Source organism: Planococcus sp. APC 3900, assembly GCF_030407735.1.
Taxonomy (GTDB): domain Bacteria; phylum Bacillota; class Bacilli; order Bacillales_A; family Planococcaceae; genus Planococcus; species Planococcus notacanthi.
This window is the reverse complement of record NZ_JASDCT010000006.1, coordinates 186,064-207,070: the sequence shown is the minus strand read 5'-3', so window position 1 is coordinate 207,070 and position 21,007 is coordinate 186,064. Positions and strand designations below refer to the sequence as shown.

Annotated in this window: 26 protein-coding genes, 1 pseudogene and 1 riboswitch; of the genes and pseudogenes, 25 read left to right on the top strand and 2 right to left on the bottom strand. The window is 44.8% G+C overall.

Annotated features, from left to right (window positions below):
- Positions 1–10: 10 nt before the first annotated feature.
- The 6 genes from QMA04_RS13735 (at position 11) to flgL (ending at position 3,961) form a co-directional block, all read left to right on the top strand.
- Complete coding sequence (locus QMA04_RS13735; protein WP_290186435.1) at positions 11–445, top strand: flagellar basal body-associated FliL family protein; 435 nt, start codon at positions 11–13, stop codon at positions 443–445.
- A gap of 87 nt (positions 446–532) precedes the next feature.
- Positions 533–961: a flagellar protein gene (locus QMA04_RS13730; protein ID WP_290186491.1), complete on the top strand. Its 429-nt coding sequence runs from the start codon at positions 533–535 to the stop codon at positions 959–961.
- Between the two features lie 28 nt (positions 962–989).
- Positions 990–1,259, top strand: a complete 270-nt coding sequence (gene flgM, locus QMA04_RS13725) for a flagellar biosynthesis anti-sigma factor FlgM (RefSeq protein ID WP_290186433.1) — start codon at positions 990–992, stop codon at positions 1,257–1,259.
- A gap of 20 nt (positions 1,260–1,279) precedes the next feature.
- The gene (locus tag QMA04_RS13720; RefSeq protein ID WP_290186432.1) at positions 1,280–1,765 is read left to right on the top strand and encodes a flagellar protein FlgN; all 486 of its coding nucleotides are present in this window, start codon (positions 1,280–1,282) and stop codon (positions 1,763–1,765) included.
- 25 nt (positions 1,766–1,790) lie between these two features.
- Complete coding sequence (gene flgK / locus QMA04_RS13715; protein ID WP_290186430.1) at positions 1,791–3,062, top strand: flagellar hook-associated protein FlgK; 1,272 nt, start codon at positions 1,791–1,793, stop codon at positions 3,060–3,062.
- 17 nt (positions 3,063–3,079) lie between these two features.
- Positions 3,080–3,961 (top strand): flagellar hook-associated protein FlgL, encoded by an 882-nt coding sequence (gene flgL, locus QMA04_RS13710; RefSeq protein WP_290186428.1) that lies wholly within the window; start codon positions 3,080–3,082, stop codon positions 3,959–3,961.
- A 53-nt stretch (positions 3,962–4,014) separates the two neighbouring features.
- Here flgL and QMA04_RS13705 read toward each other — a convergent pair whose 3' ends face one another.
- Together QMA04_RS13705 and QMA04_RS13700 are read right to left on the bottom strand one after the other, a co-directional pair.
- Positions 4,015–4,854 carry a flagellar hook-basal body protein gene (locus QMA04_RS13705; protein ID WP_290186426.1) on the bottom strand — a complete coding sequence of 280 codons (840 nt, stop codon included), beginning with the start codon at positions 4,852–4,854 and terminating at the stop codon, positions 4,015–4,017.
- A gap of 16 nt (positions 4,855–4,870) precedes the next feature.
- The gene (locus QMA04_RS13700; RefSeq protein WP_290186424.1) at positions 4,871–5,707 is read right to left on the bottom strand and encodes a flagellar hook-basal body protein; all 837 of its coding nucleotides are present in this window, start codon (positions 5,705–5,707) and stop codon (positions 4,871–4,873) included.
- Positions 5,708–5,928: 221 nt separating this feature from the next.
- Positions 5,929–6,015: riboswitch (cyclic di-GMP riboswitch) on the top strand.
- A gap of 81 nt (positions 6,016–6,096) precedes the next feature.
- Here QMA04_RS13700 and flgB point away from each other — a divergent pair.
- The 19 genes and pseudogenes from flgB (at position 6,097) to flhB (ending at position 20,992) form a co-directional block, all read left to right on the top strand.
- Entirely contained in the window at positions 6,097–6,498 is a 402-nt protein-coding gene (gene flgB, locus QMA04_RS13695) for a flagellar basal body rod protein FlgB (protein WP_290186422.1), read from the top strand.
- Between the two features lie 5 nt (positions 6,499–6,503).
- A complete protein-coding gene (gene flgC / locus QMA04_RS13690; protein WP_290186420.1) occupies positions 6,504–6,959 on the top strand; it encodes a flagellar basal body rod protein FlgC in 456 nt (151 codons plus the stop codon).
- Positions 6,960–6,999: 40 nt separating this feature from the next.
- Positions 7,000–7,296, top strand: coding sequence for a flagellar hook-basal body complex protein FliE (fliE, locus tag QMA04_RS13685; RefSeq protein ID WP_191715140.1), 297 nt, complete (start codon positions 7,000–7,002; stop codon positions 7,294–7,296).
- A gap of 25 nt (positions 7,297–7,321) precedes the next feature.
- The gene (fliF, locus tag QMA04_RS13680) at positions 7,322–8,968 is read left to right on the top strand and encodes a flagellar basal-body MS-ring/collar protein FliF (protein WP_290186417.1); all 1,647 of its coding nucleotides are present in this window, start codon (positions 7,322–7,324) and stop codon (positions 8,966–8,968) included.
- A gap of 11 nt (positions 8,969–8,979) precedes the next feature.
- The gene (gene fliG / locus QMA04_RS13675; protein WP_203340700.1) at positions 8,980–9,993 is read left to right on the top strand and encodes a flagellar motor switch protein FliG; all 1,014 of its coding nucleotides are present in this window, start codon (positions 8,980–8,982) and stop codon (positions 9,991–9,993) included.
- Positions 9,986–10,783 carry a FliH/SctL family protein gene (locus QMA04_RS13670; RefSeq protein ID WP_290186414.1) on the top strand — a complete coding sequence of 266 codons (798 nt, stop codon included), beginning with the start codon at positions 9,986–9,988 and terminating at the stop codon, positions 10,781–10,783. The genes fliG and QMA04_RS13670 overlap by 8 nt, the downstream gene beginning before the upstream one ends.
- A complete protein-coding gene (gene fliI / locus QMA04_RS13665; RefSeq protein ID WP_191715144.1) occupies positions 10,764–12,080 on the top strand; it encodes a flagellar protein export ATPase FliI in 1,317 nt (438 codons plus the stop codon). Before QMA04_RS13670 ends, fliI begins: the two co-directional genes overlap by 20 nt.
- A complete protein-coding gene (gene fliJ / locus QMA04_RS13660) occupies positions 12,067–12,552 on the top strand; it encodes a flagellar export protein FliJ (RefSeq protein ID WP_203340698.1) in 486 nt (161 codons plus the stop codon). Before fliI ends, fliJ begins: the two co-directional genes overlap by 14 nt.
- A gap of 4 nt (positions 12,553–12,556) precedes the next feature.
- A complete protein-coding gene (locus QMA04_RS13655) occupies positions 12,557–13,906 on the top strand; it encodes a flagellar hook-length control protein FliK (protein ID WP_290186411.1) in 1,350 nt (449 codons plus the stop codon).
- Between the two features lie 16 nt (positions 13,907–13,922).
- Positions 13,923–14,384, top strand: coding sequence for a flagellar hook assembly protein FlgD (flgD, locus tag QMA04_RS13650; protein ID WP_290186409.1), 462 nt, complete (start codon positions 13,923–13,925; stop codon positions 14,382–14,384).
- Positions 14,385–14,426: 42 nt separating this feature from the next.
- On the top strand, positions 14,427–15,179 hold the full coding sequence (locus tag QMA04_RS13645; RefSeq protein WP_290186407.1) for a flagellar hook-basal body complex protein: 753 nt from the start codon (positions 14,427–14,429) through the stop codon (positions 15,177–15,179).
- A gap of 27 nt (positions 15,180–15,206) precedes the next feature.
- Positions 15,207–15,443: a flagellar FlbD family protein gene (locus QMA04_RS13640; RefSeq protein ID WP_301610584.1), complete on the top strand. Its 237-nt coding sequence runs from the start codon at positions 15,207–15,209 to the stop codon at positions 15,441–15,443.
- Between the two features lie 13 nt (positions 15,444–15,456).
- A complete protein-coding gene (fliM, locus tag QMA04_RS13635; RefSeq protein ID WP_290186405.1) occupies positions 15,457–16,440 on the top strand; it encodes a flagellar motor switch protein FliM in 984 nt (327 codons plus the stop codon).
- Positions 16,430–17,477 (top strand): annotated as a pseudogene (fliN, locus tag QMA04_RS13630) (flagellar motor switch protein FliN). Before fliM ends, fliN begins: the two are co-directional and overlap by 11 nt.
- Before the next feature lie 26 nt (positions 17,478–17,503).
- Entirely contained in the window at positions 17,504–18,145 is a 642-nt protein-coding gene (locus QMA04_RS13625) for a flagellar biosynthetic protein FliO (protein WP_225218470.1), read from the top strand.
- Positions 18,142–18,831: a flagellar type III secretion system pore protein FliP gene (fliP, locus tag QMA04_RS13620; RefSeq protein ID WP_203340693.1), complete on the top strand. Its 690-nt coding sequence runs from the start codon at positions 18,142–18,144 to the stop codon at positions 18,829–18,831. Before QMA04_RS13625 ends, fliP begins: the two co-directional genes overlap by 4 nt.
- 16 nt (positions 18,832–18,847) lie before the next feature.
- The gene (gene fliQ, locus QMA04_RS13615) at positions 18,848–19,117 is read left to right on the top strand and encodes a flagellar biosynthesis protein FliQ (protein ID WP_191715152.1); all 270 of its coding nucleotides are present in this window, start codon (positions 18,848–18,850) and stop codon (positions 19,115–19,117) included.
- Between the two features lie 6 nt (positions 19,118–19,123).
- A complete protein-coding gene (gene fliR / locus QMA04_RS13610; protein ID WP_290186398.1) occupies positions 19,124–19,903 on the top strand; it encodes a flagellar biosynthetic protein FliR in 780 nt (259 codons plus the stop codon).
- Complete coding sequence (flhB, locus tag QMA04_RS13605) at positions 19,904–20,992, top strand: flagellar biosynthesis protein FlhB (RefSeq protein WP_191715154.1); 1,089 nt, start codon at positions 19,904–19,906, stop codon at positions 20,990–20,992.
- Positions 20,993–21,007: the final 15 nt, after the last annotated feature.

Here is a 21,007-nt window from a genome sequence, read left to right as displayed (position 1 = left end):
GAGGTGCACCATGGGGAAATTGGGGAAATTAGAGAAAATAATCGCCATTGTCATTATCGCGACTATTGTCGGCGGAGGCGCCGCATTTTATGTGGGGCAAAAAGATGCTGAAGCGGAAGTGGACAAGCCGCTCAGCGCTGAAGAAGTGGAAAAATTGAGCGTTGCCACCGATATCATTACAACCAACTTGGCATCTCCCGGAAGTTATGGTGTGGTCCAATTCAATATTTTGTTAAGTGATAAAGACACAAAAAAAGAAGCGGAAAAACGGACCGCTGAAGTGCGTGCTGCGGTTATCGCAACAGTTGCAAGCTTCGAGAAAGACGAACTGATCGGTGAAAATGGGATTGAAACGCTCGAAACCGCGGTTGCCGCCCGTTTAGCTGAAGTTATTCAAAAAGGCACCGTCGACAGGGTTTTGGTGACAGAATTTAAAGTACAATAATTATGAAAGAAAATAAATTAAAATTAGCGCTAAACTTTTCGACCAACCTGCCGATATAAATCTATAAGAGAAGATCAGGTGAATGATATGGGAGCAAATCAGCTGGATAATTGCCGGATTTGCGGTACATTATACCTTAAAGACCACACGGATTACTGTTTGGACTGCTACAAGGATATCGAGCAGGAATTCAAGACAGTGAACGAATTTTTAAAGATCGAAAGCAATCGCTTTGCGAATATTCGAGAAACCAGCCAATCCACAACTGTATCTGTTAAGCGGATTACCGATTTTATTCGCGATGGACGCATCTACGCGGATGACTTCCCGAATTTAGGTTATCCGTGCAAACATTGTGGTACAGAGATTAAGAAACAGATTCTATGCGATGACTGTTACACTGAGTTTGCGGCGGAGATCGATGCGACATTGAAAAACGATGAGTTTTTGCAAGCTACCGGCAGAAAACGGGAAAGACCGAAGATCAATGCGCAATACTGGCAAGCACGTAAATAAAAAACTTAAACTAAAGGGCGGTGAAGGAATGAATATTGATAAAACGAATGCTTCTTCCTTTATTCAATCTTATCAAAAAATGCAGGTGACTCCGGCAGCTAAGACGAAGCCGCTGCAAAAAGAGGACGAATTGCAGATTTCAAACCAGGCTAAGGCTATGTTTGAAAAAAACGCCAGCGTCGATATTGAAAGACAGGAAAAAATCAAGCTGCTAAAAGCGCAAGTCCAATCCGGTGAATACGAAGTCAACAGCGACAAAGTAGCCGAACAAGTTTTTAAATTCTGGTTTGATAAGTAAGTGAAAAGGGAGGGTATCGGATGCTGAATTTAGTAGTAAATACGCTGGATGAATTGATCAGTCTACAAAAGCAGCTTATCCGTTATGCCGAGCGCAAGCAGACGGTGTTGATCGAACGAAAAGTCGATGAACTGACCGAGCTTGTGAAAGAAGAAGCGAAGCTGGTCAAACAGCTTAGCCAATTGGAAGACGAACGGCAACTGCTTGTGGCCGACGTATTGGAAGAGCATCCGGGTCTGACATTCAGCCAGTTTGCAGAACAGATTCCAGATGAACATGTAAGACAAGAGCTGCATTTACAATTGAAAACTTTACAAATGCTTTTAACAGAGCTTCAGGCGAAAAACAGAAGTAATGAAAAAATCCTGGAAGACTCGATGAGCTTTGTTCAACATATGATTACCCAAGTAACAAAATCGAAGCAACAGCAATTCAACTACCAATCGCCGGCAGGGCAGCAAAAACCACAAACAACCAATCAAGGCTTTTTCGATACAAGAGCCTGAAGGTTGCAGGAAAGCAGGGAAAACAATGGTTTCATCATTTCACGGTTTGGAATTAGGGAAACGCGGATTGTCCGTTGGGCAGGCAAGCATTTCGACGACTGGCCAGAACATCGCCAACGTCAATACGAAAGGCTACTCACGCCAGCAGGTGAATTCAAGCGCTTCGCCATCTTTGGATGTTTGGACCAGCCAAGGTGCGAATACTGGCCAACTTGGAACCGGCGTCAACCTCGATTCGATCACCCGTGTAAGAGACCGTTTTTTGGACCAGCAGTCCCGGGATCATTCAGAAACTCTCGGCCAGTGGCAGGCAAAGCAGACGACATTGGACCGGTTGGAAACCATCGTCAACGAACCGAGCGACAGCGGTTTGAATAACGCGATGGACGGACTGAAAAATGCGTGGCAGGATTTGGCCAATGAGCCGGACAGCCTGTCTGCACAGGCAGTAGTGAAAGAACGTACGCAAGGCTTTATCGAAGTGGCCCAGTCGATGAACAAGTCGATGGACAATTTGAACAGTGAACTGGTGCAGCAGTCACAGCAGACTGTTGAAGAAGCGAATGCCTATTTAAAACAGATAGCAGATTTAAATAAAAGCATCGTCCGCGACGGCAACCAGTCAAATGACTTAAAGGACAAACGGGATGCGCTGGTGGAAGAACTTTCGACTTTGATGTCCATCAAAGTGGATGAAAAATCGAACGGCAGCTATTCCATCAGCCTTGCTTCCAACAATCAGTCCTTGGTCAATGGTGAAGAAGTTTCTGAAATCGACTACAAAACCGGCGCTGGGGAAAACGAAATATATGGCGGTAAACTAGCAGGTCTAAGCGAGTCGATGGCCATCGCGAAAAACTACCAAACAGACCTGAACAACGTGGTTGCTGATTTTGCGTCAGCCAACAGCATGTCCGCAACAGGCGGGAAGGATCAGGCTTTATTCATCGGCAATGCGGCAGAATTCAAGCTCTCGGAGTTGAAAGTCAATTACGCAGCTGATCCTTTAAAGCAGCCGGCGGTAACAGAAAAAACATCCGAAGGAGCGCAAAGTAATTTCCGCAAACTGGTCAGCCAGCTTGGTGCGCAAAGCCAGGCGGCGGTCAACTCCGTAAGCAATCACGGAGCAGCCCTTCAAGCGACAGAAAACCGCAGGCAGTCTGTGACCGGCGTTTCCCTTGATGAGGAAATGGCCAATTTGATCAAATTTCAGCATTCGTACAATGCGGCAGCACGGTTAGTATCAATGACAGATCAGATGCTGGATACCATCATCAACCGTATGGCCGCTCGTTAAGCAGAGGGGGAAGCAAAATGAGAGTGACACAGCAGATGCTCAACCAAAATTCGATTCGCAACATGAATCAGAACTTGAGCCGCTTTGAAAAAATCAATAATCAGGTGTCGACAGGAAAATTGCTTCACCGGCCATCGGATGATCCAAATGGAGTCAGCCAGGCAATGAACTTGAAAAGTTCACTTGCTGCCAATGCACAATTTGAACGCAATAGCAGCGAAGCGAAATTGTGGATGGATGAAACCGACCAGAATATCGGTTCCATGGTGGATGTTGTGCAACGGGTTCGCGAGCTCGCTGTACAAGGCAATAACGGCACTTTATCTGAACATGACCGTACAGTGATTTCTAAAGAAGTGGAAGAATTGACCGAGCAGATGCGCCATTTGGCGAATGCCAAGGTCAACGGAAAGTCGTTGTTCAACGGACAGAAAACAAGCGAAATTCCTTTCCCTGAAAAAGGAAACTTTACTTTTGACAGCAACGGACTTGCTGCAAAAATGGTTAACATTGGGGAGGGCATCAGCATCCAATCAAGTTTCTTGCCAGATGATTTGTTTGGAACAGCAACAGACGGCAATAACCTCTTTAAAACATTGGAAAGCATGAATGCTTCTTTAGAGGCTGGAACTTCCATTGATTTGGAGAAAATCGATAAAGGAATGGAGCGGTTGTTGACAGCCGCTGCTGAAAACGGCGCTCGCCAAAATCGTGTGGAAGCCGTGGGAAATCGGATGCTCGACAGCAACCTGCAATTGAAAACAATGCTGTCAAATGTTGAAGACATCGACTACGCGGAAGCAATCATTAAGTTGACCAGCGAAGAAAGCGTCTACCAGGCGAGTCTTGCTGCTACTTCGAAAATAATTCAACCGAGCTTGATGGATTTCTTAAGATAACTTAAAAACGATAAAAAGAGCAGGCACCCCGCGGGGTGCCTGCTCTTTTTGCATTATCCTTTAATCGAATTGACCAAGCCCATCATATCATCTGCGTAGGAAATGGCTCTTCCTTGTGATTGAAACAATCGCTGCGTTGCAATCAATTCGGTCATTTCATCGCTGAGTTCCACATTGGATGCTTCGAGCGCACCTTGCTTAATACGGATGGAACTGTCATTTTGTTGGGACAAGTTGATCAGCTGCAAATTGCCGTTAGCGATTTGCTCAGCTTCGGTGCCGGCCAGGCGGTAAAGATTGCCGCCTACTTTTTCAAGTGAATTCGTCCGGTTTACTTGGGCGATGCCCATTTGGATTTCTACCGGTTGTTTGGGATCGTTATAGAAAATTTCCAAAGCACCATTTCCATTCAACTGAAGGGTTTCGTAATCGGCATCAAAAACAATTGGCTGGTTGTTGGCCCCAAGAACAGCTTCTCCGTTGGCAGTGACCAAACTTACTTGATTGGAATTTAAAATCGGTTGAACTTGGAAAGAACCGTCTTTTGTATAAGATACTCCATCTTCGGAAGAAACCCGGAAATAAGCGTTTTCTCCTTGGATCATGAAATCAAGCGGCCGGTCGGTTTGACGGACAGAACCTTGTTCGTTGCGTACGGCTGTTTGTGAAAGAATCGCACCTGCCCCGATGCGCAAACCATAAGGTGTATTCCGTCCGACTTCATGTTGCTGGCCGACTTGTTTTTCGATGGATTGCACCAGTGCGTCTGAAAAACTGGCTTCCTGGCGCTTATAGCCATTGGTGTTGACGTTGGCAATATTATTGCCGATCAAATCGATTTTCTTTTGCAGCTCACTCATTGTATTGCTGGCTGTGTTCATTTGGATATTCAACTTGATAATTTCCTCCTTACACGCGTCCTATTTCATTGACGGCTTTTTCCATGCTTCGGTCATATGCTTGAATCACTTTCTGATTGGATTCGAATCCTCGGTAAGTCGTCATCATATCCGTCATCGTTCGAGTCAGATCGACATTCGACTGTTCAATAAACCCTTGTTTGACGAAGGACTCTGTATTGTTAAGAAGAGCAACATCCTCAACATTTTGAGGAGCTTGGTCCGCATCTCCCTGCCAGCGCAATAAATTCTGGCCTTCTTTTACAAATTGATCAGGATTTTCAGTATGGCCAATCCATAGACGGTCCAGTTGTGTACCATCAGCCAAAATGACTTGGCCGTTATCGGCTACAGTAAAGTCAGTGGAACCGACTTGAATCGGCTGAAGATTTTCGCCTAATACCGGAAATCCCTCACTAGTTGTTAATATGCCTTCGGGATTTACAGCGAAGGTCCCATTTTTTGTGTAACGTACTTCACCGCTCTCAGATGTTGCTGCGAAAACCAGCGCACCTTTTTGTTGAGTTTCTGGATTTGCAGGAAGAAGTTCATCCAAAAGCGCAAAATCCGTCGAATTTCCGGTTTCTTTTAACGGACCTTGCAAAAAAGAAGGAATTCCTTCTTGAGCATATACTCCTGTAGTTAAAGTCCCGATATTTTGTGAGGCTATTGTACCTTTTTTACCGGTTTCCATCGCTTTAATCAACTGATCAGGAAAAGCGCGAAGGACCGTTTGATCTTCTTTAAATCCAGGAGTATTGGCATTCGATAGGTTATTTGTCAATATTTGTTGTTGCCTGTTATTGGCCATCATCCCTGATGTAGCAGTATATAATCCACGAAACATGGTCTTTTCTCCTTCTTGAACAACAGTTAGTATTTCTCGCGTAGCATACCATTAAAAAGTCGATAAAAATAGAGACTTTTATATTAAAATGGAAAAAATATGATAAATTTTTTTATTAAATAAAAATATACAAAAATGTTGAAACATGATACCATCACTTTGCTATTATTTTTTGAAAATAGTGCGAAATAACGAGTTTGAAAATCAAATACTTGAAATCATTGTGACAATGGCAAACTTATTCGAAAGATAAAGACGCAAAGCCACGGGCCTAAATACACAATGTACAGGGCAGCCGGGTTATCAAAATGGTAGATTTGAAACAAATCCACCTTTTTTAAAGGTGGATTTTTATATACTAAATAAATGTTAAAAAAAGGAGTTTATTAATGAATATATTCCCTAAATCTCTAGAAGCAATGGAACAAGCTTTATCGGCTTCAACTTTACGGCAGCGGGTTCACTCGGCAAACATCGCCAATGTGGATACGGCCAACTACAAAAGCAAACAAGTCGATTTTCAAGCGGCCTTGGATACTGCAATGAATAAGCAAAGTTTAACAAGTTATAAAACAAATGATCAACATCTTTCATTCAGTAATGAAGTTTCCAAAACCAAGACAGAAATTACTACAAATAATTCCACTCAATACAACAATAATGGCAATAATGTCGACATGGATGTCGAAATGGCCGAGCTGGCAAAAAACCAATTATGGTACAACGCGGTAACCGAGCGGGTCAACGGCAAGCTTAACAGTCTCAGTTCCGTAATTAGTGGAGGGAGATAAAAAAGATGAGTTTATTTAATGGATTTAACATCAGTGCTTCAGGGCTGACGGCGAACCGGTTGCGCATGGACGTTGTCTCTGCCAATATTGCCAACGCGAATACCAACCGCGCTGAGCTGGTAGATGGAGAATGGATGCCTTATCGCCGGAAAACAGTGGAGTTGTCGCAAAGCGAGACATCACCTTTTGCGAATCAACTGCAGTCGGTGATTAATAGAGGGAATACGCCTGTTTCGGGTGTCAAAGCATCAGAAATCAGAGAAGATCAGACACCTTTCACCATGAACTATGACCCGGAACATCCGGATGCGGGAGAAGACGGTTATGTGCGGTCATCCAATGTCGATCCACTGAAAGAAATGGTTGACCTGATGTCTGCAACCCGTTCATATGAAGCGAACGTCACCGCCATAAACGTTTCAAAAAGCATGTTCATGAAAGCGTTGGAGATTGGGAAATAAGCTTTTTAATTCAAATCATAAAGCTCAATAAGGAGGCACCATGGAAAAAATTAGCCAAGTTCAGACGCCTTTCATTCAAAATCAATTGCTGGATAAAGTAAAACCTGAAAACAAAGTTGAAGGGTTTGGAGAAATATTCAAAGATGCGTTGAAAGAAGTCAGCAAAGCACAAAATGAATCAGATAAATTGACCAATCAATTGGTGACAGGAGAAGTACAGGATGTACACGAAGTCATGATCGCTTCCCAAAAAGCCAGCTTATCGCTGCAGATGACCATGCAAGTAAGAAATAAGGTTGTCGAAGCTTACCAAGAAGTTATGAGAATGCAAGTATGATACGAACTGGCGGGATGATGACTAAATGAAAGAAAAGTTTGCGACATATAAATCAAAATTGAGTGAATCATGGGCCAGTTTTTCTCCTGTAACAAAATGGTCTGTCATTGGCTCATTTTTAATCACTTTGTTAATTTTGATTGTCTTTGTTTTTCTAAGCAACCGCTCCGATTTTTCGGTATTGTACTCGAACTTAACAGCGGCGGAAGCAGGAGAAATTAAAGCGGCAATTGAGGCACAGACTATTCCGGTGGAAGTATCAGCCGACGGCAAGACCATCAGTGTGCCCAGGGAACATCTGGCGAATTTGAAAGTCAGTTTGGCTGCAGAAGGCATACCGAAAAACGGCAATGTCAATTACGGCATATTCAGCGAAAACATGGGTCTCGGCATGACCGACCGCCATTTTGATGTGGTCGAGCGTGACGCGATGCAGAACGAGTTGGCGTATTTGATCCAACAGATTGATGGTGTGACGGAAGCGAATGTCATGATTACACTGCCGAAAGAAAACGTCTGGATTACGGATGAAGAGCAGACATCTACAGCTTCCATCGTCGTTAAAGGCGATCCGACATTCCAATTGGACCAAAAACAGGTTAATGGCCTGTATCATTTGATCAGCAAATCGGTGCCAAGTTTGCCGCCTGAGCAAATTGTCATCATGGATCAGAACGGCCAAGTGTTTGAAGTGCAGGATGCCAGCCAAGCCGATACGAATTTGACAGCGTACCAGCAGCACCGCGAAATCCAAAAAGGGATTGAGCAGGACATTCAGCGTGAATTGCAGCAAATGCTCGGCTTGCTTTTAGGGCAGGATAAAGTCGTCGTTTCTGTTATGACGAATATTGATTTTACGAAAGAAAAGCGGGAAGAACAATTGGTTGAACCCGTCGATATTGAAAACAACGAAGGTTTGGATATCAGTGTGGAACGGATTGTGGAAACCTACTCGAGTGAAGGTACTGTAGCGGAAGATGCAGCGGGAACCGGAGACACCGAAGTCGCGAATTATCCGGCTGGAGATGCAGCTGGAAACAGCGAATCCGAACGGACAGAAGAACGCATCAACAGTGAAGTCAACCGCATCAATCGCCAAATTGAAATGAGCCCGTACGTCATCGATGACATTACAATCAACGTCGGTGTGGAACCGCCAGTGCCAGAAAATCCAGCGAGTTTATCGCAGGAAAACATCACCGACATCAGCAACTTGCTGAAAAATGCAGTGAGTACTTCATTGAGCATGAATGAATTCCCAGTAACGGAAGCGGAACTGGAAGACAAGATTTCGGTGTTTGCAACAGAATTCCAGGGCCGTCCGGCAGTTGAAGAAGAAGAACCGGAAACCACGTTCCTGTCAGGCATACCGAATAATCTGCTGCTCGTTATTGGTGCAGCCGTGGTGTTGCTGATCATCATCATTATTGCGGTCATCTTGCTTCGCAGAAAGAAAAAAGAAGAACTATTTGAAGAAGACTATGATTTTGGAGGATTTGAACAGGCATTAGCCAAGTCCAATCAAGTAAATCTGGAAGCAGAAGAAGAAGAAATGGACTTGTCCGAGTTCAGTGCCAAAGCAAATCCAAAACGAAAAACTATTGAAAAGCTTGCCAAAGGACGACCTGAAGACTTTGCTAAATTGTTGCGGTCATGGATGGCAGATGACTAGGAGAGTGGCAAATGGTTAGACGCATGAGAGAGTTCACAGGGGTACAAAAAGTAGCCATTTTGTTGGTCGGCTTAGGGCCGGATGTCTCCATTGAAATATTCAAGCAGTTGACAGAACCGGAAATCGATCAATTGACTATGGAGATTTCCAACGTTCGCCAATTGAAAAAAAGCCAGACGGAAGACGTCATCAATGAATTCTATGAAATGATTTTAGCTCAGGACTATATGAATGAAGGCGGATTAAGCTATGCCCGCAACATTTTGGAACAGGCATTGGGGAAAGAAAAAGCGATAGATACCATCAACCGCCTCTCGAACAGGCTGCAAGTAAAGCCATTCAGTTTCGCTCGAAAAGCCGATCCCAACCAGATTTTAAATGTTTTGCAGCACGAGCAGGCTCAAACGATTGCGTTGGTGCTGTCGTATTTGGATCCCAAGCAATCTTCACAGATTTTGTCTCAGCTTCCTGCTGAAAAACAAGCGGAAGTGGCAAGAAGAGTTGCGTTGATGGAAAGCACATCACCTGATGTCATCCATCAAGTGGAACAGATTTTGGAACGTAAGCTGACTGCCACAGGAACACATGATTATACAGCTACCGGCGGAGTCGAAACCATTGTCCGTGTATTGAGCAATGTTGACCGAGGAACAGAAAAATCCATTTTGACGAACCTTGAAAACGGCAGTCCAGAATTAGTAGCCGAAATTAAGAAGCGGATGTTTGTCTTTGAAGATATTGTCAATCTTGAAATTCGTTCGGTACAACGGATTGTCCGTGAAGTGAGCGATGCTGATTTGATGTTCGCTCTGAAAGTAGCGAGTGAAGAAGTCAAAGACAGCATTTACAGCAATATGTCGACTCGCAGAGCGGAAGCCATCCGTGAGGAAATTGACGTGATGGGCCCTGTGAAACTGAAAGATGTAGAAAACGCACAAACAAATATTGTCGGGTTGATTCGAAACCTTGAAGAAAAAGGAGAAATTAGCGTTTCCCGTGGAGAAGGGGATGAAATGATTGTCTAATATCATTCGCCTTTCTCAGACATCATCAAGTGAAAAGAAAATCATCCATACCCGAAAGATTGAAATGAAAAAAACTGTGTTCAATGATTCCGAAACGGATCCGAGGGAACAGCGGCAACAATTATTGCAGGAAATCATGGATTTGGAAACACGCCGTGAGCAATTGCGGATCCAGATTTCAGAAGAGCAGCAAAATGCTCAACAGGAAATCAGTGAATGGTGGCAAGTCAAACAGCTGGAAGCCCGACAACAAGCTGAAAAGCTGGAGCAGGAAGCTGAACAACAAGGGTTTCAAGCTGGATTTACGCAAGGTCTCCAACAAGCAGAACAGGACAGTGTTGAAAAGCGCTCGGAGATGAACCGTTTATTGGAAATTGCTTATGAAGAAAAAGTGAACATCATTCAACAGGCAGAACCGTTTTTATTGTCGTTAAGTGTCAAGATTGCAGAAAAAGTGATTCACAACGAATTACACCAAGATGAACAACAAGTGCTGCACATTATTCAACAGGCATTAAAGCAGGTGGAAGAATCGGAAGACGTGACAATGCAGGTTTCTCCTGAAGATTACCCGTTGATTATTCCCTTTTTGGAAGAGCTCAAGACCTATGTTAAAGCGGATTCGGAATTGAAGCTGATTCCGGTTGCCAGCCTGACGTCAGGGGGCTGCAGAATCCATACAGCAAGCGGTTCTTATGACGCGATGGTCGATAATCAGCTGGAAGAAATCAAGAACCAATTGCTTTCTTACTGTGAGGAGAAAACAAACGATGAATCTGTGGGCAGATGAATATTTAGAATTGATGAATGACATTGAACCGATCAAAAAGCATGGGAAAGTGATCCAGGTCATTGGTTTGACGATTGAATCAAGAGGGCCGAATGCAAAAATCGGTGAGCTTTGTCTCCTATACCCGAATCGCAATGAACCGCCCATTGAGGCGGAAGTTGTCGGCTTTAAAGAAAACCGGATCATGTTGATGCCTTTGCAGGATCTTTCGCAGGTCGGTCCGGGATGCCTGGTGGTTGCGACCGGAGGACCGCTTCAAATCAAAGTGGGTCCGTCCATTCTAGGGAAAGTCCTCGATGGAACAGGTATGCCGTTAGATGAGAGTTTGTTGCCGCGTGGCCTGAAAAAGTATTCGACCAACAACGCTCCGCCGAATCCTTTGAAACGTCCGCGGATCGACAAATCGCTGGAAGTCGGCGTCCGTGCAATCGACGGCTTGCTGACAGTCGGACAAGGCCAGCGGGTTGGCGTTTTTGCGGGAAGCGGTGTCGGAAAAAGTACGTTGATGGGCATGATCGCCCGCAATACAGAAGCCGATATCAACGTGATTGCGTTGGTCGGTGAACGTGGCCGGGAAGTCCGTGATTTCATTGAACGGGATCTCGGTCCAGAAGGATTGAAGAAATCGGTGGTCGTCGCAGCGACTTCCGACCAGACCCCGATGCAGCGCATTAAAGCTGCATTGACCGCAACAGCGATTGCGGAGTATTTCCGTGACCAAGGAAAAAACGTCATGCTGATGATGGATTCGGTTACCCGTTTCGCCATGGCCCAGCGTGAAGTCGGGTTGGCGGTGGGTGAACCGCCGACCAGTAAAGGCTATACGCCGAGTGTCTTCGCACTGCTGCCTAAATTACTGGAACGATCAGGCACTTCAAGCAAAGGCTCCATCACCGCTTTCTACACGGTTTTAGTGGATGGCGACGATATGAATGAACCGATTGCCGATGCGGTGCGCGGAATTTTGGATGGCCATATTGTGTTGGACCGAAAAATTGCCCAAAAAGGCCAATTCCCAGCGATCAATGTCATGGCCAGCGTCAGCCGGGTTATGCATGAAGTCGTATCGGCGGAACATCAGCTGGCCGCGCGGGAATTCAAGCGGCTTTTGGCGGCTTATGAAACATCGGAAGACCTCATCAACATCGGTGCTTACAAAAGCGGCGCCAATAAAGAGATCGATGATGCCATCCGGTCGCATCCGCTGATTAAAGAGTATCTGCAGCAGGACATTTACGAAAAAGCCAAGCTGGAACAAAGTGTAGAACGGTTAACAGCACAATTTGGAGGCGTTTAAACTGACAGGATTCAACTTTCGATTTCAAAAGATATTGGACTTAAAAGAAAATGAAAAAGGCGTTGCGCAGCTCCAAATGGCTGAAGCCATTAAACAGCATGAAGTAGGACATCAACGCAACAGAGCCATTGAAAATAAAATCAATGATATAGAACAATTGAAAAATGCCAAGCAACAAAGCGGCGTCAATATATCGGAACTGAGAATGCTGGAAGAATACATCCATCAGCTTCAAGACCAATCGCTTTCCTCCAAAAGAGAGCTTGAATATTTACAAAAAAACGTTTCGGCGTCTCAAGGTTTATTGCAAAAGAAAGCGCAGGAAGAAAAAACCTGGGAAAACCTGAAACAGCAGAAACTGAATCATTTTCAGGAAGAAAGCAAAGCGGCTGAGCAAAGCTTTTTTGATGAAATGGCCAGTACGCGCTTTTATCGCTTATCCAAAGCGAATAGCTTAGCGGAAGGAAGTTAATCGGATGGAAGCCATAAAAATAGCGGTTCCCCAAACGGTTACTCTACCTGCAAAACCAATCGTTGCAACGGCTCAAGATCAAGCAATGTTTGCTTCTCTGCTGGAATCGTTAAGTGGAGAAGCGGAACTTCCGGCAGAAGAACAGGCACCTGAAAAAGAGTTGTTGGAAAGTCTGGAAAGCCTGCTGGCATTGTTACAGGAACTGCCGACTGGCAAACAACTGCCCGAAGCGCAGGATTTTCAATACGCTGTCTATCAGTTGGCGAATCTTCAAATTGAAAATGGAGAGATTCGCATCCCTTCAACCAGCAAGTCGGGTGAAACTAGTGAACCTATAACTGATGGCACGGGAAAGCTGATTGGGTTGCTTGAAAAAATCCAGCAGAACCTGCAGATTCTCTCCGCCGAATTTACTACAGAATTCGCAGGCTCGGTTGTCTTTACGGGGGCAGATGGAAAAAAGAATGCGATAAATGCCAATACCTTAGAAAAAATTTCAACCCAACTCGATAATGTGATTTCGATTCTCGAAAAGCAACAGCAGCTAATGTCGGTTCAGCAATCTAAGATAGATGGACAAGAATTAGCAGTGTTGCCACCGATTGAAGGAATGAAACCTGTCAGAGAGGCTTTGAAGTATTCAAATGAAATCACCAAACCGGTAGAGGATGTGTCAACAAAGCCTGTTGACATCCAGCAGATTCCGCAGAAAAACGAAGCGAAGGAAGTACAGCCGGCCATCAAGCAACAACCCACTGACGAACTTCAAACGAAAGTGCCGGCCGAAAACAAAGCGCCTCAAGAGCCGGCTGTTCAACCGACTGCGGCTGTTGAATCTGGAAAGACTGCAGGTGCTGTGGTCCGGACGGAAACCAATCCCCCGACTCCTTTTGTCCGGTTAGCCAACCTTTTGGAAGACTTGGGCGGCATGTTGAAAAGCTCCATGCGTTTGGTGGAAAGCCAGGAAGGCATGAAGATGCGCGTTAATATTTTCCCTGAGCATCTAGGCCATCTGGAAATCTTGCTGACGTCAACAAATGGCAAGCTGGCCGCACAAATACTGGCGAGCACCCCAATGGCGAAAGAAGCCATTGAACTTCAGCTGAATCAATTGCGGGCTTCGCTGGTTCAGCAAGGGGTGGCGGTGGAGAAAATTGAAGTGCTGCAGCAAAGTTCGCAGCAGCCATTCAACCAACAGCACTCCCAAAACAACCAACGGTTTACACAGTCTCAGCAAGGCCAAAACTCTTCTGTGAATAACAAAAATGGTTATTTGAAAGAAGACGGCAACGTCGTTGCTGAACAGAGACAGTCGTTAGGTGAGGGTTTGATGAAAGTGGATTACACCGTATAGAAGAAAGGGTGTTTAGATGAACGTTACAAATGCAACGGCAGGAACGACTAACACTCCGGCTGCTGGTACAGCAAGCAAAACAGATCCTCAAAATTCTTTGGGACAGGATGCTTTCCTTAAAATCCTGGTGACACAAATGCAGCATCAAGATCCGATGGAACCGATGAAAGATACCGAATTTATTGGGCAAATGGCTCAGTTCACCAGCTTGGAGCAACTGACTAATTTAAATAAAACAATGACGCAATTCGTCAGCAACCAGGGAGCATCTTCCCTTGCAGACTACGCACACCTAATCGGTACTTCAGTTAAATGGGAATCAGAAACGGATTCAGGTGAAGGAATCGTCAAAGCTTTGTCCAGCAAGAACGGCGAATTGATGGCTGAACTTGAAGGGTCCGATATCAAAGTGCCGATCGAGTCCATTCAACGAATCGAGAAACAAACAGCAAGCACAAATGAACAGGAAATCATCTAATCCATAACGGACAAGAGGTGATTCTTGAAAGGGGAAAATTAAATGTTACGTTCAATGTACTCAGGTGTGTCAGGTATGAAAAATTTCCAAACGAAGTTGGATGTTATCGGTAACAACATTTCCAACGTCAATACAATCGGCTATAAGAAAAGCACGATTAACTTCCAGGACTTGATGAGCCAGAACATGTCCAATAGTGGAAGCAACCCGATGCAGGTTGGATTGGGATCATCAACTTCTTCAATCAATGTGGTCCATACACCAGGTTCTTCAATGTCTACTGGAGTAGGTACGGATTTGACTGTCAGTGGAGACGGATTTTTTGTGGTTGGTTCAGAGGATAATCCTCGTCTAACTCGTTCTGGAAGTTTTACTGTCGATGATGAAGGGTTTTTAAAAACGACTCAAGGACTGAGTGTTTTAGACTCTGAAGGAAAAGAAATTAAAATTGATGAAGACTATCGGAGTTCTTTTGTTATTAATAGCCAAGGGGAAATTAAAGTACCTGGTGAAGATACTGCGACTTTCCCTAAATTAGGTATTGTTACTGTTGACAATCCAAGCAGTCTTAGAAAATTGGGAGGTTCTATGTATGGAAAACCGACTGATGCGCCAATTCGAAATGCAGAAGATGCAAAAGTAGCCATCGGTTCTGGACAACTTGAAATGTCCAATGTTGACTTAACGGAAGAGTTTACAGAAATGATCATCGCACAGCGAGGATTCCAAGCAAACTCACGGACAATCACTACTTCAGATGAAATTCTGCAGGAAGTCGTCAACTTGAAACGTTAATAGAGGAGGCTTAGGCTGAGCAAAGATTTGCTTTGCTCAGCAATCGATATGATTCAATTAACCAGGTTAAACCGATCAGCGATCGTATTGAATGCAATCTATATTGAACGGCTGGAATCGACACCGGATACGGTGGTGACATTGACGACCGGCAAGAAAGTCCATGTGTTGGAAACCGTTGAGGAAGTTATGGATAAAGTGACGGTGTATTACCGGAAACTGAACATTTTGCCTCGTTTGCATGAGCCGAACCTGGACGAATGAGGGGGCAATCAATTTGACAGATGTTTTATCAGAAGAGAATATCGAAACCATTCTTTCGGCAATGGGGCAACAAGAACCGAAAGCTGTTGAGAAGGAAAGAAATGTCCAGGTTTACGATTTTAAAAAAGCGTTACGCTTTTCGCAGGATCAAATCCGGACTTTGTCCCGAATCCATGAAAATTTTGCACGTTTGTTGACTTCTTATTTTTCTGCCCAGCTGCGGACTTATGTTCAGATCCACGTAGATGCAGTTGAGCAGGTTTCTTATCACGAATATATCCGGAATGTCCGGAAAAAATCGATTTTAGGTGTGTTTGAAGCAATGCCGCTGCAGGGCAGCATGGTCATGGATTTTTCCCCGAATGTGGCATATGTCATGTTCGACCGGCTTCTGGGAGGCCAAGGCACTGTTCTGGAAAAGGACAATGAGTTGACTGAAATTGAAATCAGCGTTATTGAGCGGGTATTCTCGAAGTCATTGGAAAGTTTCCAGGAGGCTTGGTCTTCAGTTTTGAAGCTAACTCCGGAACTGAAAGAGATTGAAGTGAATCCTCAATTTTTAACAATGTCCCCACCAAACGAAACGGTCATTCTGGTCAAGCTTAGCGCGAGAATAGGGGAAGTCGAAGGCTTCGTCAATATCTGTTTGCCCCATGTGGTGCTAGAGCATATTCTGCCGAAGTTATCGGCGAAACACTGGCTGGCAAATCAGAAAAAAGCAGTTGAGACACATGAGCTGGAAGCACTGGAAGAAAAGCTCCAAGGCACCAAAATGGAAATAAAAGCTGTTTTAGGAAAATCAACGATTGAACTTGGAGATTTTCTGAACTTGAAGAATGGCGATGTGATTCGTTTGAATGAATCCTACGATGCACCTGTCACACTTCTAGTAGACAACAAAACGAAGTTCCATGCACAGCCTGGAGTCTCGAAAGGCAGAATGGCAGTACAGATAACGGAAGTGAACGTTGCGGGAGACTTGTCTGATGAGGATTAATCAGCTAATTTCTGAAGAATTATCACGAATGCTAAAGCATAAAAAGACAGGGGGAAAAGGCGATGCCTGAAAGTTCATTGTCCAAAACTGAAACAGAAGCAGTCAGCGAATTGCTGAATGCATCATTGAGCGGATCGGCTGCCGTGTTGTCTTCTCTGCTTTCTGAACAGGTTTTTGTGACTGCGCCCGTTTTGAGCGTGACCCATAGAGATGAAGTGTTGGCATCAGCCGCTGCACCATTTTATGTGGTTTTGGGGGAATACAGTGGAGCAGCCAATGGAATGCAAATTCTGTCCATATCGAAAAAAGATGTTGATGCTGCGGCTGGAATAACTGGCTTAGCTGATGTGGAAGAAGAAAAGCAATTTCAGCGTGTACAGAAAATAATCGGAACCATGTTTGAATCGGTGGCGGAATCGATGTCGGCGCTGCTGGAAGCGGAAATTTCCCATTCTTTGTCCGGTATGGATACTGTAGAACAATTGGAAGATTTTCCGTTAGCTAATTTCACTAAAGAGCAATGGTTTGTGGAAGCTAAATTTGAACTCAATATTGGCGGCAAACAGAATGTTCGTTTCCATTTATGTATTTCAGTGGCGTTGGCAACACAACTGGCAGCGATACTGACCGAACCGTTTAATGATGAAGAAATAGAGGAGATACGCGAAATGCCAATGCAATCAGATAAGCAGCCGAACGAAACAATCCAAGAAACACCGACTGTGCAAAATGTCCAGTTTTCAAGTTTCGACAATACGGAAACAGCACAAACCGAACCAAATAACCTGAATATGCTGTTGGATATACCGCTTCAAGTGACGGTGGAACTGGGGCGCACAAAGCGCATGGTTAAAGACATACTGGAAATCTCCCAAGGGTCCATCATTGAACTGGATAAATTAGCTGGAGAACCGGTTGATATCCTCATCAATAACAAGTTGATCGCAGTGGGAGAAGTAGTGGTCATCGACGAGAATTTCGGTGTCCGTGTAACGGATGTGCTGAGCACAGCTGAACGCATCTCGAAATTGCGTTAATGCCTGAAAGAAGGAGTTTGTCCAGATTGAACAAATCATTGTTTTTAGTCATACCGCTAATTATGGCGATACTAATGCTGTCTGTACTGTCCGTGCCATTGTCTGCTCAAGCCAGCCCGAATGTGGTGGAATGGCTGAACAATGAAGAACCGGCAGAAGAAACACCGGTAGATGATGCGGCGCCAATAGAAGAAAAAAGCCTGGCCGGCATCATTGTCCAATTGGTGCTTTATACGCTATTGATCGTGGCGATGATTTACGGCTTGATCAAGTTTTTAGCAGCACGCCAGAAAAACTTTCAGCCGAATCAAGCGGTCAAGCTCATGGGCGGTACGCCTCTTGGCAACAACAAATCGCTGCAGTTGGTGAAAGTCGGCGGACAGATGTATTTGATCGGTGTGGGCAATGAAGTAACGCTGATCAAGGAGTTCTCGGATGCAGCGGAAATCAGCGGCATTGAAAAGGATTTTGAGCAGCAATCGCCGCCGCTTTCCAAAAATCTGTTCGACTTTACAAAAAAGAAAATCGGCAGTTTTTCAAAAAACCCACAAAAAAGTGGTTTTGATCAACTGTTCAAGCAAAGCCTGAACAAGCAGAAGGCCCAGCAACAGGAACTTGAAGCAAGGCTTGGGCAAGAACAGAAAGATAAGGAAGGACGTCCGCTATGATTCCGGAAATTTTATCATCCATCAATATTCCGGGCATCGATTTTGGCGGAGAGTCACCTGAAGATGTCTCGACGACGCTCCAGTTGTTCTTCCTGCTGACTGTTTTGTCTCTGGCTCCAGGCATCCTCATTTTGATGACCAGTTTCACGCGGATCATCATCGTCCTGTCGTTTGTCCGCACGGGTCTTGGTACGCAGTCCATGCCGCCGAACCAGGTATTGGTCGGATTGGCCTTATTCCTGACGTTCTTCATCATGTCGCCGATTGCGGTGGAGATGAATGAAACAGCCCTGCAGCCTTATCTGGACGGAGAATTGGAGCAGCAGGAAGCGCTCGACACAGCCATTGTTCCATTAAAGCAATTCATGGCACAGAACACTCGGGAAAAAGATTTAGCTTTGTTTTTCAAATACGCCGAGCTGGAAAAGCCTGATAGCATTGAAGAAATTCCGTTGACATCATTGATTCCGGCATTTGCCATCAGTGAGCTGAAAACGGCATTCCAAATAGGCTTTGTTATTTTCATTCCTTTTTTGATCATCGATATGGTCGTAGCCAGCACGTTAATGGCAATGGGGATGATGATGCTGCCTCCGGTCATGATTTCATTGCCGTTTAAAATTTTGCTGTTCGTCTTGGTGGATGGCTGGTACTTAATAATCGAATCGCTGCTTGTCAGCTTTTGACGAAGGGAAGAAAACGATGACTCCAGATATGGTGATCAAACTAGCCGAACAATCGATATTTACCATTATCCTTATATCTGCTCCGATGCTGTTGATTGCGTTGGCGGTCGGATTATTGGTCAGTGTTTTTCAGGCGATGACGCAAATTCAGGAACAGACATTGTCGTTCATCCCCAAAATATTGGCGGTCTTCATCTCGCTTGTAGTTTTTGGGCCTTGGATGCTGACGCTGTTATTGGATTACACGAGAGACCTGTTTCAGCAACTGCCAAGAATCATCGGGTAAAGGGATATGGAAATGATTTTTGACATACTGCCTTACTTTCTATTGATGCTTGTCCGCTTGACCAGCTTCTTTCTGATCGCTCCGCTGTTCTCGATGCGGGGTGTACCCACTCAGTTCAAAATCGGCATTGCCGCTTTTCTGGCATATGTAGCTGTTTCGACTCTTCCGATGAACGAATCGATTTTACTGGACTCTTCTTATATTTTATTGATCCTCAAAGAACTTGGAACCGGTTTGGCACTCGGCTTCACAGCGGCGTTGGTGCTATATGTAGTGCAGATTGCTGGAGCGTTCATCGATTTCCAAATGGGTTTTTCCATGGCCAACGTATTGGATCCGCAAACAGGTGCCCAGGTGCCGATCATTGGCCATTTCAAGTACATGCTGGCGCTCTTATTCTTACTGACAGTCAACGGCCATCACTTGATGCTGGATGGCGTCATGCAGAGCCTACGCGTGTTTCCGGTGGAGCGTTTGGCGATTTCAGTGAAGGCTGAAGACATCGCCCAGTTTATGACCGGCTTGTTTACGGAAATGTTCCTGATTGCGTTGCAGATCGCGTTGCCGATTGTGGGTGCTTTGTTTTTAGTGGACATCGCCCTCGGTATTTTGGCTAAGACGGTGCCGCAGCTGAATATATTTGCGGTTGGTCTGCCGTTGAAGATTTTTGTCGGCTTTATCATGCTGTTTCTGACCATGCCCGTGTTCTTCTACATCCTGCAGATTCTTTTCGAGAAACTGTTGGTGAGCATGGCTCAGCTGATCAGTTTATTAGGAGGAACATAAGTGGTGAAAAGGTATCCCTTGGACCTGCAATTTTTTGCCGGTGAAAAAACTGAAAAAGCGACACCGCAAAAACGTCAGGAATCCAAGCGGAAAGGCCAAGTCGCCAAAAGTCCGGAAGTGGCGGCTGCCATGATTATATTAGGAGGCATCATGCTGCTGAATTCGATGGGCGGCTGGATGTTGGACCGGATATTGGCTATTTACCGCATTCATTTCACTGAATATATTTCCTGGGAAATAACACCGGCGACGATCCGTACATTATTTGAGCAAATGGCGATGAATGCATTTTTATTGATGCTGCCCATCATGCTGGTTGGGGTAATCTTCGGTTTTCTGGGAAACTTTATCCAAGTAGGGGCCATCTTTACGACCGATCCCATCATGGCGAAGCTCGAACGCCTGGATCCGGTCAAAGGGGCGAAGCGGATTTTCTCTCTTCGTGCCCTGGTGGAATTAGGCAAATCTCTGCTGAAAATCGCCATCATCGGCGGTGCCGCTTTTGGTGTGCTGTGGACCAGTAAAGCAGAACTGTTTACACTGTCCCAAAAAAGCATCAGCTTTTCTTTATCATTTATCGGCTCATTGGTCTTTAAAATGGGTCTGACTGCTGGCATCATCCTGCTGTGTTTATCGATCATGGATTATATGTACCAAAAATACGAATTTGAAAAAGGCATACGGATGTCGAAACAGGACATCAAAGATGAATACAAAAAAGCGGAAGGCGATCCGCTGATCAAAGGAAAAATAAAAGACAAGCAACGGCAAATGAGCATGAATCGCATGATTCAGGATTTGCCTGGTGCGGATGTATTAATCACCAATCCAACGCATTACGCGATCGCCATCAAATACGATGCCGAAACGATGGCGGCTCCGGTCATCATCGCAATGGGCAAAGATCATCTGGCGTTAAAGATTAAAGCAAAAGCAAAAGAATTTGGAATTGTGACGATGGAAAATAAACCTCTTGCGCGCGCACTGTATGCCCAGGCTGAAGTCGGAGATACCGTTCCGGAAGAGTTGTTCCTGGCTGTGGCAGAGGTTTTAGCATATATTTACCGATTAAAAGGAAAAATCCGATGAACAGGAAAGAGGAGG

Coding starts and splice junctions, on each gene's coding strand:
- QMA04_RS13735 (WP_290186435.1), top strand. CDS start 11: ATGGGGAAATTGGGGAAATTAGAGAAAATAATCGCCATTGTCATTATC.
- QMA04_RS13730 (WP_290186491.1), top strand. CDS start 533: ATGGGAGCAAATCAGCTGGATAATTGCCGGATTTGCGGTACATTATAC.
- flgM (WP_290186433.1), top strand. CDS start 990: ATGAATATTGATAAAACGAATGCTTCTTCCTTTATTCAATCTTATCAA.
- QMA04_RS13720 (WP_290186432.1), top strand. CDS start 1,280: ATGCTGAATTTAGTAGTAAATACGCTGGATGAATTGATCAGTCTACAA.
- flgK (WP_290186430.1), top strand. CDS start 1,791: ATGGTTTCATCATTTCACGGTTTGGAATTAGGGAAACGCGGATTGTCC.
- flgL (WP_290186428.1), top strand. CDS start 3,080: ATGAGAGTGACACAGCAGATGCTCAACCAAAATTCGATTCGCAACATG.
- QMA04_RS13700 (WP_290186424.1), bottom strand. CDS start 5,707: ATGTTTCGTGGATTATATACTGCTACATCAGGGATGATGGCCAATAAC.
- flgB (WP_290186422.1), top strand. CDS start 6,097: ATGAATATATTCCCTAAATCTCTAGAAGCAATGGAACAAGCTTTATCG.
- flgC (WP_290186420.1), top strand. CDS start 6,504: ATGAGTTTATTTAATGGATTTAACATCAGTGCTTCAGGGCTGACGGCG.
- fliE (WP_191715140.1), top strand. CDS start 7,000: ATGGAAAAAATTAGCCAAGTTCAGACGCCTTTCATTCAAAATCAATTG.
- fliF (WP_290186417.1), top strand. CDS start 7,322: ATGAAAGAAAAGTTTGCGACATATAAATCAAAATTGAGTGAATCATGG.
- fliG (WP_203340700.1), top strand. CDS start 8,980: ATGGTTAGACGCATGAGAGAGTTCACAGGGGTACAAAAAGTAGCCATT.
- fliI (WP_191715144.1), top strand. CDS start 10,764: ATGAATCTGTGGGCAGATGAATATTTAGAATTGATGAATGACATTGAA.
- QMA04_RS13655 (WP_290186411.1), top strand. CDS start 12,557: ATGGAAGCCATAAAAATAGCGGTTCCCCAAACGGTTACTCTACCTGCA.
- flgD (WP_290186409.1), top strand. CDS start 13,923: ATGAACGTTACAAATGCAACGGCAGGAACGACTAACACTCCGGCTGCT.
- QMA04_RS13645 (WP_290186407.1), top strand. CDS start 14,427: ATGTTACGTTCAATGTACTCAGGTGTGTCAGGTATGAAAAATTTCCAA.
- fliP (WP_203340693.1), top strand. CDS start 18,142: ATGATTCCGGAAATTTTATCATCCATCAATATTCCGGGCATCGATTTT.
- fliQ (WP_191715152.1), top strand. CDS start 18,848: ATGACTCCAGATATGGTGATCAAACTAGCCGAACAATCGATATTTACC.
- fliR (WP_290186398.1), top strand. CDS start 19,124: ATGGAAATGATTTTTGACATACTGCCTTACTTTCTATTGATGCTTGTC.